Below are 13436 nucleotides of genomic sequence, written 5' to 3' on the forward strand. Positions count from 1 at the left end.
ACGCGCCGTCTCGGTTCAGTTCAGCGAGTATGCCGGAACCGGCGGCCATCGCCGCCGGTAGCCGGATTTTTGCACCGCTGCGCGGTGGAGTTCTGTTATTTGATGGGTGGCAGCGTCCGCTCGCTCGGATCGGCGCCGGCCGGCGGAAGTGCGCCGTTGTCCGGCACATTCGGCCGCGGGGCGTTGCCCGAGCCACGGATCTGGGTGCCCGCGTCCGGATTGACGCAGTAACCGGTCCACTTCGGCAGTGAACCCTCGGTCGCGGCTTCGTTGCGCACCTTGGCGGTGGGGTATTCGCAGCTCGGTCGCGGCCAGATATCCAGGATTGTGTAGAACTCGCCGTCATGGGCGGGTACGCCCATGGCCGAGGTGCCCACCACGAGCGAGGGGAACAACGCTCGCAGCGCCGGAGCCCGCAATTGCGCGGCCTTGGTGACGGCGGCGAAATTGGCGGCCAGGCTGCTCATCGGGTCCGCGGTGCGGTCCAGGACCGCGCCGAGCGACTCGAACTGCCCGGGTGCCTGCTCCAGGATCGTCTGGAGTTCGGCGTTGGCATCGTTGAACTGCCGGAACAGAACGGACGAGTTACGAGTCAGCGTACCCAGATCCGGCTGCGCGAGCGAGGTCGTGGCGTTGATGGTCTGCAGATTGCGGATCAGGTTGGTCGTCTGCGGCAGCAGATTGTCCAGCCCGGTGGTGGCCAGGCTGATCCCGTCGATGAGCGAGCGCAGCTGATCCGGGCCCCCGGACAGGGCCGTGTCGAGCTCGGTCAGGATGACGCTGAACTGATCCGGGTTCACCTGCGCGATGAGCTCGCTGGCGTTGTCGAGCACCGACCACACCGGGGTCGGCGTCTTGACCTTCTCCTTGTCGAACTGCACGACCGACCCGTTGTCCAGGAACGGCGCGCCGTCCGAGGCGGGACGGAAGTCGATGTACTGCTCACCGGCGCCGGACAGCGCGCCGACCGACACCACGGTGTCCTTGGGAATGCGGTACTTCGAATCGATTTCGACGGTCGCCGCCAGCGCCGAGCCCTTGTCCACCAGCTTGATCTCGGTGACCTTGCCGACGCGGTAGCCGCGCAGGGTCACGTCGTTGCCGGCCTGCAGCCCGCCGGATCGGTCGAGATTGACCGTGACCCGGTAGGTTTCGCGGGTCGGGTTGATCCGCATGACGCTCACGGCCAGGTACGCCGCGCCCAGCAGCAGGATCAGGACCAGGGCTCCGTTGGAGACCAGGTTCTTGTGGTTCTTCACCCAGTTCACCGGTGGCCCCCGTTGATTCTGCCTTGGACGATCTGCAGCACCTGGATGAGGCTGCCGGCGAAATCGTTGAGATCGCGGAGATCCTGCCACTTGCTGTTGGCCGGATCGGTGAGCGCGCCGATGTCGAGCATGCTCAGGGTCGCGCCGACCGCGAGCGTGTTGCCCTTGAACGAGGCGTCGGCCAGCGGCCGGATCTCGTGCAGGGCGTCGAGCATCGGGCCGAAGTCCTGTTCGGTGCGCGCGAGGGCGTTCATCAGCTGGTGCACGTTGTCGAGCAGGCTCGCCAGCTGATCCTGGGTGGTGTTGGCGTAATCGCCCAGGGCCGCACTGGTTGTGGACACCTTGGTCAGCAATTCGCCGATGGCCTGGTTGTTCTCGGCGATGGCGCCGATCATGCCGGGCAGCGTGTCCGCGACCTGGCCCAGCTCACCGCGATTGGTCTCGAGCGTGTCCGCGAGCGCGCCGAAGTTGGCGAGCACGTTGTCGATGTTCTGGCTGTTGGCGTTGAGACTGCCCACGACGCCGGTCATCTCGGTGATCAGGTGCGCGAGTTGCGGACCCCTGCCGCCCACGATGGAGTCCATCTCCGCCATGAGCTTGGACAGGCTCGCGATGCCACCGCCGTTGAACAGCAACGACACCGAGAGCAGCAGCTCTTCGACGGTCGCGCCGGCCGAGGTCTGGGTGAGCTCGTCGCCGTCCTTCAGGGGCGTGCCCGCCACGTCGGACTTGGGCTTGGACACCGCGACGAAGACGTCACCGAGCGGGGTGGCCTGGCGCAGTTCGGCGGTGGAGTTGGCGGGTAGCTCGATGTCCTTGCGGATGTCGAGGTCGACGATCGCCTTGAAATCCTTCGTCGTGATCTTGGTGACCACGCCGACGTCCGAGCCGCCGATCTTGACCTTCGCCTGATCGGGCAGGTTGAGCGCGTTGTCGAACACCGCGTGCACGGTGTAGGTGTCATCGCCCGCACCGGGTTTGGGCAGCGGCAGGCTCTCCACGGTCAGGCCGCAGCCCGACGTGGCGAGCGCGGTGGTGGCCGCCAGGGCCACCACGACGCGGCGGGTCCGGGTGCTCGCCCGCAGCTGGGCCACGAATCGATTGTTCATCGCGTCAGTCCCAACATCGCGGCGGTCAGACCGAAATCGGGTCCCATGTCCTCGATCTTTCCGGTGCGGCAGCCGTCCGCCTTCATCTGCACCCGCTCACAGAACAGGCTGATGATCTCGCCGGACAGCGCGGTGCCGATCAGGCCGTGCAGGCGGATGAAGCCCTTCTCCCGGTTCACCGAACGGTCCAGGTTCTGCATGAGCAGCGGGGCCACGTCCACGACCTCGGTCACACCGGCCGCGTTGTCGCGCAGCTGCTGGGTGACCGCGGTGAGCCCGGTGAGCGTGCCGTTGAGCTGGTCGGCGTACTGCGAGAACGCGCCACTGGTGTTGCCCAGGAAGCCGTTCAGCTGATCCAGGGTGGCCTGCAGACCCGGGGCCTGCTCGGCGAGCAGCGAGCTCATCTGGGTCAGGCGGTTGCTGAAGTCGCGCACCGACTGGTCGTTGTCGGCCAGCATCGTGGTGAGCTCGTTCAGCTTGATGATGATGGTCGAGACGGCGTCCTTGTTGTCGACGCCGATCTTCAACGCGCCCGAGAGCGAGTTGAGCACGTCGCGCAGCTTCTCGCCGTTGCCGTTCATCATCGGGTAGAGCACGCGGCCCGACAGCGGGCCGATGCCCTCCTGGCCCTCCTGCGGCTTGAGCGCCGCGGAGAAGGCGTCGATGGTCTTGATCATGGTGTCCAGCTCGACCGGGGTCTTGGTCTGCTGGACGGTCAGGTGCGCGCCGTCCTTCAACTTCTCGCCGCCGGTGTAGCGCGGGGCCAGCTCGATGTGCCGGTCGGTCACGATGGACGGCGAGATCAGTGCCGCGACAACGTTCTTCGGCAGCTCGACGCCCTTGTCCACGGTCATGTGGACCTCGACGTACTGGCCCTTGGGCACGATCTTGTCGACCTTGCCGACCTCGAGGCCGAGGACGGTGATCGGGTTGCCCTCGAACATGCCCGCGATATTGAGGAAGTCGGCGGTGATGTGCTGGGTCTGCCCGACCGCGTCCTTCACCCCGAGCGGGACGACGGAGCAGCTGGCCACCGCCAATGTCGCCGCACCGACCATGGCGGCCTTGGTGATTCGGGCGAAGCTTCTGGATGTCATTTCTGCACGCACCCCTCGATCACCTGGACGGAGCACAGCCAGTTGTCCGGGAACAGCCACGGCAGCGCGACCTCGCCGTAGTTGCCGTTGCCGAAGACGTTGTTGAACTGCCGCACCGCCGGCGGCATGATCTGCAGCAGCCGGTCCAGGTTGTCCTTGTTCTTCTGCAGACCGTCGGCCATGGTGTTCAGCTGGATCAGGGTCGGGCCGAAGAGATCGTTGTTCTCGGTTCCGATGGCCTGCAGCTGCCCGCTGAGGGCGGCGATGTTGTCCAGCAGGGTGCGCAGCAGCGTCTGGCGCTCCATGACCCGGCTCGCGATCGCCTCACCCTGGGTGATGACCAGCAGCACGCTGTTGCGGTTGTCGCCCAGGATGCGGGTGACCCGGTCCAGGTCCTTGAGCAGCTGATCGACCGCGTCCTTGCGATCGTTCATGGTCTTGGCCAGCGCGCCGATGGAGTCGAGCGCCTGCACCGTGAGCTGCGGGGTGTCGCCCAGCTGCTGGTTGATCAGATTGAGCGATTCGGCGAGCTTGACCGTGTCCAGGTTCTCGAACTTCGGCGTGCCCTCCTGCACCACATCGGACAGGTTGTACGGAACCGAGGTGTTGGACTTGGGGATTCGCTTGCCCGGCAGGCCGGAGCCGTCGCCCGGGTCCAGGTCCAGGAACCGCGCGCCCAGCAGCGTCGCCATCTTGATGGAGGCGCGGGCATCCGGGCCCAGCTTCACATCGTCGTTGATGGCGAGGGTGATCAGCACGTGGTCGCCCTCGAGCTCGGCGCCGGCGACCCGGCCCACCGAGACGCCGGACACGGCCACCTTGTCACCGACCTTGATGCCCGCGGTCTGCGCGAACTCGGTCTTGATGCTCTGCTCGCCGACACCGATCATCTTGAACACGCTCGACGCCAGCAGCAGGCCGACGACGACCGCGGCCCCGAGCAGGCCGAGCCAGAAATTGCGGTTGGATTCGAAGCGGGACTTCAGTTTCGCCATCATGGCCGGCACACCGCCGAGTGGTTGTTGCCGCCGATCTGACTGAACAGACCGCGCGGGAAGAGGACTCCGTAGAGCGAGACATCCAGGGTGCACAGGTACGCGTTGGCGTATGCGCCGTTCTGGGTGAACTTGCCGACGTCGGACAGGATGCCGGGCAGATCCACCGCGACCTGGTCCAGCTTGTCGCCGTTGGCGAGCAGCAGGGTCAGGGCGTCACGGGTGGAGGTCTGCGCCAGGGCCAGCTTGGGCTGGATCAGCCCCATCATGCCGACCAGGGCGGTCGTGGCGTCGGCGATCTGCACCGTCGAGGCCTGCAGCGACTGGCCCTGCTCGTACAGCCCGCCGATGAGCGAACGGGTCTGGGTCACCAGGGTTTCCAGTTCGTCGCCGCGCTTGGCCAGGCCGGACATCACGCCGGACAGGTTGGTGATCACGTCCGAGAGGATCGCGTCGCGCCGCTGGAAGTCGCTCGCCAGCGCCGCGGACTGGGTGATGAACGCGGACAGCGAGACGTTGTCGCCCTGCAACGCCTGGATGAAGGTGTTGGACAGGTTGTTCACCTGCTCCGGCTGCAGCACCTCGAACAGCGGCTGGAAACCGTTGAGCAGCCCCGAGATGTCGAACGACGGCTCGGTGCGCTCGAGCGGAATCGACGCCTTGTTCTTGAGCGGCGTGTGATCGCCGCCCTTCTTGTCCGGGGCCAGCGCGATGTAGCGCTGCCCGATCAGGTTCTGGTACCGGACCAGCGCCTTGGTGTCGCCGAAGAGCGTCTGATCGCGCTGCACGATGAAGGTGACCTTGGCGTCGTTCTTCTTGTCCAGCTCGATGGTCTCGACCTTGCCGACGCGCACGCCCGCCATGCGGACGTCGTCGCCCTCGCGCAGGCCGAGCACATCGCTGAAGGTGGCCGTGTAGGTGTTGGTCTTCCCGTCCACGGTGCGCGCCAGCGTGTTCCAGATGACCGTGGTCACCAGGATCGCCACCACGGCGAAGAGGGTGAAGCCGATCAGCGGTTTGCGAATGCTCATCGACCGGCCCCGGTTTCGGTCACTTGCAACGTTCCACCCCTAAGGATCGAGCTGAGCAGCAGGTACTCGCCGGCGGTCGGCCGCCGGCCCAGGATCTGGGTGATGGCGTCGTCGGAGTTGTAGGAGATCGGACCGGCGGCCGGGGCCGCGGCGGGCGCGGCAGCGGGTGCCGCGGGTGCGGCAGGCGGCACCAGGTTCGGGAACAGGCCCTGCAGCGGGGTGCCCGCGAAGGGGTTGCCCGCCTGCGGATCCGGCTGGGTGATCTCCCCGCCGGTGGTCAGGCCCGGCAGGCCCGCCAGGCCCGGCGGCAGGGTGAACGGGCCCAGCCCGGCGGCCGAGTCCAGGGCCTTGGGCCGCATCGACTCCGGCAGCGTGCCCGGATCCGAGACCAGCGGCGCGGTGCCACAGCTCGGGGCGGCCAGCTCGCCGTAGCGCGGGCAGTCGTCCCGGGTCCACGGCTTGTACGGGGTGAAGGTCAGGCCCAGGTTCCAGACCATCTGCCGCTGCGGCCCCCAGGTGAAGGTCGTCATCAGCTTGCGGACCGACTCGTTCAGGTTCTTGATGGCCAGCGGGATCGCGTTCGGGTCGTCCGAGAGCGCGCCGAACAGCTCGCTGGTGCCCGAGGTGACCTGCTTGCCCACATCGGGATTGCGCGCGAAGAGGGTGTTGACCTTGTCGACGGTCCCCGACGCGCCCGCGATGAGCGAGATGAGCTCGCCGCGGCGGTCGGAGATGGTCTGCGCGGTCTTCACCGAATCCGCCAGCACGCCCATGAGTTCGGGCGCGGACTGGTTCAGCGCGTGGAACGAATCGGAGAAGTCGGTGAGCATGACGCCCAGATCCGGAATCGACTCGTCCACCGCGAGCAGCCACCGGTCCACGCGCTCGATCGTCGAGCCGGGCATGCGGCCGCTGCCGTCCAGCGCGTAGGACAGGGTGCCCAGCACCCGGCCGAACTGGATGGGATCGATCTTGCTGAGGATGTTGCGCACCGTGGTGAGCGTGTCCTGCAGTGCGATCGTGCCTTTGGAGCGGTCCTCCTCGATCTGCGACCCCTCCTTCAGGTGGGCGGCGTCGCTGCCGTTGTAGACCAGTTCCACCGAGGTGACGGCGAAGAGGTTGGACGGCACGACACGCGCCGTCACGTTCGCCGGGATGCCGTCGGTGAACTCCGGCTTCATCTCGATGTGCACTTCTTGCAGCTCGCCCTTGGCGGCCACCGAGACGTCCTTGACCGCGCCCACGAGCACACCGCGGAACTTCACGTCGGCGTTCTCGGGCAGCCCGTCACCGGTGGTGGTGAGATTCGCGGTGACGTTGACCTTTTCGACGAAATAGCCCTTGTACCGGGCCATCAGGAATCCCAGAATGATCGCGAAGACCACGAGTCCCGCGACACCCGCTATGAGCAGCTGTCGCATCGTCGGTCCGCGCCCGCTCGGATCGATGATCATCGTGTGCGCCCCCTATCCCGAGATCCGGATACCGGGGTCGACGCCCCAGATCGCCAAGGTCATGAACAGGTCCGCGAATACCACCGCGATGATGCAGAGCTTGATCGCGCGACCGGCCGCCACACCCACGCCCTCGGGGCCGCCGGAGGCGAAGAACCCGTAGTAGCACTGGATGAAGGTGGTGATCGCGACGAAGATGATCGCCTTCGCCAGTGAGTACAGCACATCCTGGGGTATCAGGAACTGATAGAAGTAGTGCTGGAACGTGCCGGACGCGGTGCCGCCGATCAATTGCACGGTCAGCGAGCAGGAGATGTACGCCAGCGGCAGCGCCAGGCAGTACAGCGGCACGATGGCGATCATGGCCGCGATCATGCGGGTGCTCACCAGGTACGGAAGCGGCCGGATCGCAACCGATTCCAGCGCGTCGACCTCCTCGGAGATGCGCATGGCGCCCAGCTGCGCGGTGAAGCGGCAGCCGGCCTGGGCCGCGAAGGCGAGGGTGGCGAGCATGGGCCCGAGTTCACGCGTGGTGGCGAACGCGGAGATGGCGCCGGTGAGCGGGCTGAGTCCGAGCAGGTTCAGCGAGGTGTGGCCCTGGATGGCGACGGTCATGCCGCCGAACGCCGACAGGATGAGCACGACGCCGATGGTGCCGCCGCCGACCACGAGATTGCCGTTGCCCCAGGTGACGTCGGACAGCAGTCGCCAGACCTCTTTGGGGTAGTGCTTGAACGCCATCGGCATGGAGCCGACCGAGCGCAGGAAGAAGAAGACCTGATGCCCGATGCGCGCCAGGAAGTCTCGGGGCGAGTTGGCGACGCCCCGGATGCGTTGGAACGGCCGCAGCAGCGGCGGTACATACGTTGCTGACACGACTCAGACCATCTGTGGTGGGAACAGGGAGTTATAGACCTGCGTGAGGATCAGGTTCACGCCGAAGAGCATCACGGCGGACATGACGACCGCGGTGTTCACCGCGTTGGCGACGCCGCCCGGGCCGCCGCGCGCGTTGAGGCCGGCGTCGCAGGCGATGATCGCGGCGAGCACGCCGAAGATGAGCGACTTGAGCAGCGCGACGAACAGGTCGGTCGTGATCGCGAACGAGGCGAAGGTGCCGATGTAGGAACCGGGGGTGCCGCCCTGGGCGAAGATGTTGAACACGTAGCCGGTCAGGAAGCCGACGAACACCACGAAACCGCAGAGCAGGACCGAGACCAGCATGGCCGCGCCCAGTCGCGGGGCGACCAGGCGGCGCATGGGATCCACGCCCATCACCTTCATGGCGTCGATCTCCTCGCGGATGGTGCGCGAGCCGAGGTCGGCGCAAATCGCCGAGCCGACCGCGCCCGCGATCATGAGCGAGGTGACCAGCGGCGCGCCCTGCTGAATGATGCCGAGGCCGTTGGCCGCACCGATGAACGAGGTGGCGCCGACCTGCCCGGCGACCGAGCCGACCTGGATCGAGACGATGACGCCGATCGGGATGGCCACCAGCAGGGTGGGCGCCGCGGCGACATTGGTCATGAAGGCGCACTGCCGGATGAACTCGGCGAACGGAAAGCGCTTGCGGAAGATCGCGATGAAGAGCTCCGCGATGGCCGACACGCCCATGGCGATCATTCGCCCGCCGGTCTCCAGGGACCGCTTGGGGTGATCATCCCAGTAGCCCTTGGCCCAGTCGACCGCACCACTCACCTTCGACCCGGCTGGGCTCCCCTGCCCGTCCTGGCTCTTGGTCAACTGCACTGACTACCCCTCTCGACGCCGGGATACCCGCCTCCGACGACTGTTTGCTTGACGCACCTTACTACGGAGTTAGGAAAAACACATCACGCTCTTGTGGTTCCGGTCATAGAGCCGGATCACTTTCATAGAACGACTGTGAACAGCCACGTCACGGTTGGTTTTCGTCACAAAGAACCAGGCAGAAGACTAGAACTTGTTCTAATTCCGACTAACCGTCCAGCAGTTTTACGAAGAGGCGAACGAGACCGGTATGAATTAAATGGAAAGAAATTCTCGTAATTCAATAGCTAATACGTATTATTCCGCGCTCCTTCATCCAACTAGGTGCGAACCAAAACTTCGCGCAGGACACGGCTCGGCAACATGCGGCAGTACAAGCGGCCCAGTGGGACGAATACTGACAGGATGAGGGACGCAGGTTGGTCCTAAGCGGCTTCCGAACTTTCTGGAGGGACATGATCAGGAAACTCGCCGGGGCGGCAGGGGTCTTCGCCGTCGCCCTGAGTACGGCGTTGCTGGGCACCGGGGCCGCGAACGCAGATCCCGCGCCGGCAGTGATCGGCGGCGGCTCCGGGATCATCATCGACGACATGTTCGAGTGCACCGTCACCACGATCGGTCACGACGGCGCCGGACGCCTGGTCGGGCTGACGGCCGGGCATTGTGGTGACGCGGGCGCCGAGGTGTACGCCGAGAAATCACGGGGCACCGGGCTGATCGGCAAGTTCGTCTACTCCAATCACGATCTGGATTACGCGGTCATTCAGTTCGACCCGGACCGGGTCGTTCCGGTGAATCGCGTGGGCAATGTCGCCATCACCGGCATCGGCGGTCCCCCGGGATTCCCGATGATCGTCTGCAAGGAGGGCCGGACCACCGGCAATACCTGCGGCATTTCCTGGGGCGACGTTTTCAACAGCAGCATCGAGACCTGGAGTCAGATGTGCGTCGTCGAGGGTGACTCGGGCGCGCCGGTCGTGGTCGGCAGCACGCTGGTGGGCATGGTGAACGCCTACCTCGCGGTGGCCTGCTTCGGGCCGGAGGTCGGCACGAACATGTCGACGATCATGAGCGACATCAATGGGCGCGGCGGGATCGGCTCGGGGTACTACCCGATCTGATTCGCGGCGAGAACGACGGAGCGGGGCGGGGATCCAAACGGATCCCCGCCCCGCTCGCGTTCGCGGCTCTCACTCCGCCGATCTCACAGGGCCGCGACGCACACCACGAGTTTGCGTTCGGGATAGGTATAGCCCCGGCCGCCCACCGTGCAGTCGTCGGCGCTGGACGTGCCCTTCACGATGGCCAGCACCCGGACCGCGTCCTTGCCGGTCCTGGCCGCGCAGTCGATGCGCGCCGGATTGTCCGAGCCCAGGTCCATGCAGTCGCCGACGACCCAGTCGATGTCGAGGCACAGCGCGCCGGTCTCGACGCCGGCGATGGTCCGGAAATAGGCCTGATCGGCGTCGCGCGGGCACTGATCGTTCGTGGGCGCCTTGGCGATCACCTTGTAATTGGCGTCGGTCGCGCCGCAGGTCGCCTTCACGATGGTCGCGTCGGTCATGGTGCCGCCCAGCCGCACGCAGTCCCCGACCGCGGCGTCGAAGCCGGTGACCCCGCCCTTGTCGTTCCGGTCGGCGGCCTGTTCGGCCGGGGTCTTGGGCACGGGCCGGGTCGGGGGCGGCGAGGTCGGGGGCGGGGGCGGATCGGCGGCCAGCGAGGCCAGCGGGCTGCCGTCGGAGATGTCACCGCAGCCCGCCAGGAGCGAGGTTGCGGCGGCGATCACCGCGGCGGCGATCCGGGCGGAAATCTGCTGACGCGACACGCGTTCGTCCTAAATTCGAGGTACACCGGGCCCTGCTTCAATGCCCATGCATACACCACGCCCGTCGGCACCGTCGACCGGCGCGTCCACGGTCGAGGGCGGCGCTCGAACCGCCCCGCAGGTCAACTCGTATAGGGGAGCATGAACAGCGCCGCCGGACCGGCCGGGCCCGAAACACCTTCGCCGCCACGCGAACCGCGGCTCGTGCCGTTGCACGCGGTCGCGGCGGGGCTGGATCTCGAGCGGTACTTCCGGTGGCGGCGGGCGCGCGAGGGCGATCCGTTCCGCATGCGGTTCCCGGGGCTGGGATCCGCCGTGTTCACCGGGAGCCCGGCGGGAGCGCGCGAGGTGTTTCGCGCGCCGGTGGAACTGCTGGAACCGCCGCTGCCCAATCCCATCGAGCCGATGGTGGGCGCGGGGTCGCTGATCCTGGCGCGCGGGGTGCGGCATCGGAACGGGCGGGCGCTGCTGATGCCCGCCTTCCACCGGGCGCGAATCAGCGCGTACGGCAGTGCGATTCGCGACGCGGCGCGGGCGGAGATCGCGGGGGAGCGGACCGGGCGGGCGTGGACGCCGGGCGCCCGCGTGGACGCGCGGGACGCGGCGCGCGCGATCACCCTGCGTGTCATTCTCACCGCGGTGTTCGGCATCGAGGACCCGGACCGCCGGGCGGAGTACACCGCCGCCACCACCGCGTTCCTGACCGCGTTCGGCGGGCCGCTGTTCCTGGTTCCGGCCCTGCGGCGCAGGATGTTCGGGGTGACCGGGTGGGAGCGGTTCACCGCGGCGCGGGATCGGGTGGACGCCCTGCTCGACGGCGAGATCGCGCGGCGGCGCGCCGGCATCGACGCCGGGTCGAAAGACGCTGGCGGACAGGACATTCTGGGCATGCTGCTCGCGGCCCGGTACGACGACGGCGCGCCGATCGGGGATCTCGAACTGCGGGAGCAGTTGCGCACCCTGCTGGTCGCGGGGCACGAGACCACCGCGACCGCCCTGGTGTGGGCGCTGTACCGGCTGCACCGCGCGCCCGCCGTGCTGGAGCGCCTGCGCGTCGAACTGGCGGCGGCCGGGCCCGAGGCGGATCCGGCCGAGCTCGCCGCACTGCCCTACCTGGACGCCGTCTGCCAGGAGACGCTGCGCATGCACCCGCCGGTGCCGATCGTCCTGCGCAGGCTCACCGGTGACTACGCCCTGCGCGGGACGCCCGTGGTGAGCGGTGACACCATGGGGCTGTCGGTGCAGCTGTTGCACTCCGATCCCGAGGTGTGGCCCGAATCGCACCTTTTCCGCCCCGAGCGCTTCCTCGAACGGCGTTACAGCCCATTCGAATTCGCACCGTACGGCGGTGGTCACCGGCGGTGCGTGGGTGCGGCGCTGGCCGATTACGAACTGCGGGTGGTGCTGGCCACGGTGCTCGGCGCGGTGCGCCTGCGGCTCGCGCCGCGCTTCGCGCGCGGGCGCGTTCCACTGACCGTGCCGCACAATATCGCCCTCGGTCCGCGTGCGGCCATCACCTTCGACATACCCGAACCCTGATACGACTCCAGTGATCTCCCTCACAACCATGTTTGGCCCGACGTGAGCGGGGGTGGCGGCCGGACGACCGGATCGTTTCTCGAATCGCCGGTGCGAACGGCACATACACACCCGCGGGGCCGAACGCGAGCGGTTGTGTGTCACAGAGCACACCTGCCGGTTCGTATGAATAACTCGCGCAACTCAATTGGCAGGCCGCGCGGCGGCATGTAGGAATGGATGGTCAGACACGACTGATTTCGTCAGTTGGAGCAACGCGCCGCGTACACCCCAGCGGGTTGCTCCCCAACCGCCGCCACGCGTTTCTCAACGGTCATCCACGGCTACCGGGCACGAGCCCGCCGTGCGCACACGATCCCGGAGAGGCGGCAACGGAAGGATCATCGCTGTGCGCGTTACCCGGTTCGGAATGCTCTCCCTCGCCACCGTCGCGGCGGCCGGGGCCGTCGCGACGGCGCCCGCCCAGGCGGCTCCGCTGTGGCCGGGCGGTCCCGAGGTACCGGGCGTGCCCTCGGCCGTAATGCCGCAGCCCGTCCCGGGCGATCTGCCCACCGCGCCGGGCGCGAGCTCCCCGCTGCCGCCCGCGGACTTCACCGCCCCGAACATCAGCCCCGGTGACGGTGAAGTGGTCGGCGTCGCGCAGCCGATCATCATCAACTTCAAGGAGCCGGTCGGTGACCGCGCGGCCGCCGAGAAGGCGATCCGCATCACCTCCACCAACAAGGTCGACGGCCACTTCTACTGGCGCAGCGACAGCCAGGTCCGCTGGCGGCCGGAGAACTTCTGGCCGGCCGGGTCCAAGGTCACCGTGAAGGCGGGCGGCACCGAGACCGCGTACGAGATCGGCGACGAGTTCATCGCCACCGCCGACGACGCGACCCACCAGATCGTGGTCACCCGCAACGGCGAGGTCGTGCGCACCATGCCCACCTCCATGGGCAAGAAGGGGCACGAGACCCCCAACGGCACGTACATCGTCAGCGAGAAGAACCGCAAGATGATCATGGACTCCTCGACCTACGGCGTCCCGATCACCGCCCCCGAGGGCTACAAGCTCGAGGTCGAGTACGCGACCCGCATGTCCAACAGCGGCATCTTCGTCCACGCCGCCCCGTGGTCGGTGGCGCAGCAGGGCGTCTCCAACGCCTCGCACGGCTGCCTGAACGTGAGCACCGAGGACGCGAAGTGGTTCCAGGAGAACGTGAAGAAGGGTGATCCGGTGCTGGTGCAGAACACCGCCGGCGGCACCCTGAGCACCAGCGACGGCTGGGGCGACTGGAACTAGGAGGTTCCGGTACGCGGCAAGACATCTCGAATGCCCCGCCCTGTATGGGCGGGGCATTCGGCATGAATGGGGGAGTGCGGGAGG

The 13436-nt window shown here is 67.2% G+C and carries 12 protein-coding genes; 3 read left to right on the forward strand and 9 right to left on the reverse strand.

Going from position 1 to position 13436, the window contains the following annotated elements; translation table 11 throughout:
* Positions 1 to 95: 95 nt before the first annotated feature.
* The 8 genes from ACFVBH_RS32620 to ACFVBH_RS32655 are packed head-to-tail and all read right to left on the reverse strand — an operon-like array spanning position 96 to position 8652.
* Entirely contained in the window at positions 96 to 1259 is a 1164-nt protein-coding gene (locus ACFVBH_RS32620; protein WP_354988315.1) for an MlaD family protein, read from the reverse strand.
* 5 nt (positions 1260 to 1264) lie between these two features.
* Entirely contained in the window at positions 1265 to 2377 is a 1113-nt protein-coding gene (locus ACFVBH_RS32625; protein ID WP_379007601.1) for an MCE family protein, read from the reverse strand.
* On the reverse strand, positions 2374 to 3474 hold the full coding sequence (locus ACFVBH_RS32630; RefSeq protein WP_354988317.1) for an MCE family protein: 1101 nt from the start codon (positions 3472 to 3474) through the stop codon (positions 2374 to 2376). Before ACFVBH_RS32630 ends, ACFVBH_RS32625 begins: the two co-directional genes overlap by 4 nt.
* A complete protein-coding gene (locus ACFVBH_RS32635; RefSeq protein WP_379007855.1) occupies positions 3471 to 4469 on the reverse strand; it encodes an MCE family protein in 999 nt (332 codons plus the stop codon). The genes ACFVBH_RS32630 and ACFVBH_RS32635 overlap by 4 nt, the downstream gene beginning before the upstream one ends.
* Positions 4469 to 5500 carry an MlaD family protein gene (locus ACFVBH_RS32640; protein ID WP_354988318.1) on the reverse strand — a complete coding sequence of 344 codons (1032 nt, stop codon included), beginning with the start codon at positions 5498 to 5500 and terminating at the stop codon, positions 4469 to 4471. Before ACFVBH_RS32640 ends, ACFVBH_RS32635 begins: the two co-directional genes overlap by 1 nt.
* Positions 5497 to 6954: an MlaD family protein gene (locus ACFVBH_RS32645; protein WP_379007605.1), complete on the reverse strand. Its 1458-nt coding sequence runs from the start codon at positions 6952 to 6954 to the stop codon at positions 5497 to 5499. The genes ACFVBH_RS32640 and ACFVBH_RS32645 overlap by 4 nt, the downstream gene beginning before the upstream one ends.
* 12 nt (positions 6955 to 6966) lie before the next feature.
* On the reverse strand, positions 6967 to 7830 hold the full coding sequence (locus ACFVBH_RS32650) for an ABC transporter permease (protein ID WP_354988320.1): 864 nt from the start codon (positions 7828 to 7830) through the stop codon (positions 6967 to 6969).
* A gap of 3 nt (positions 7831 to 7833) precedes the next feature.
* The gene (locus ACFVBH_RS32655) at positions 7834 to 8652 is read right to left on the reverse strand and encodes an ABC transporter permease (RefSeq protein ID WP_354988359.1); all 819 of its coding nucleotides are present in this window, start codon (positions 8650 to 8652) and stop codon (positions 7834 to 7836) included.
* Between the two features lie 506 nt (positions 8653 to 9158).
* Here ACFVBH_RS32655 and ACFVBH_RS32660 point away from each other — a divergent pair.
* Entirely contained in the window at positions 9159 to 9824 is a 666-nt protein-coding gene (locus ACFVBH_RS32660) for a S1 family peptidase (protein ID WP_354988321.1), read from the forward strand.
* Between the two features lie 83 nt (positions 9825 to 9907).
* Here the strand turns inward: ACFVBH_RS32660 and ACFVBH_RS32665 are convergent, their stop codons facing one another.
* Complete coding sequence (locus ACFVBH_RS32665; protein WP_379007608.1) at positions 9908 to 10528, reverse strand: hypothetical protein; 621 nt, start codon at positions 10526 to 10528, stop codon at positions 9908 to 9910.
* A 141-nt stretch (positions 10529 to 10669) separates the two neighbouring features.
* Between ACFVBH_RS32665 and ACFVBH_RS32670 the strand changes: the two genes are divergently transcribed.
* The gene (locus ACFVBH_RS32670; protein ID WP_379007611.1) at positions 10670 to 12067 is read left to right on the forward strand and encodes a cytochrome P450; all 1398 of its coding nucleotides are present in this window, start codon (positions 10670 to 10672) and stop codon (positions 12065 to 12067) included.
* Between the two features lie 409 nt (positions 12068 to 12476).
* The gene (locus tag ACFVBH_RS32675) at positions 12477 to 13352 is read left to right on the forward strand and encodes an Ig-like domain-containing protein (RefSeq protein WP_379007859.1); all 876 of its coding nucleotides are present in this window, start codon (positions 12477 to 12479) and stop codon (positions 13350 to 13352) included.
* The last annotated feature ends 84 nt before the right edge of the window (positions 13353 to 13436 follow it).

It is taken from the genome of Nocardia sp. NPDC057668, assembly GCF_042799795.1.
Taxonomy (GTDB): domain Bacteria; phylum Actinomycetota; class Actinomycetes; order Mycobacteriales; family Mycobacteriaceae; genus Nocardia.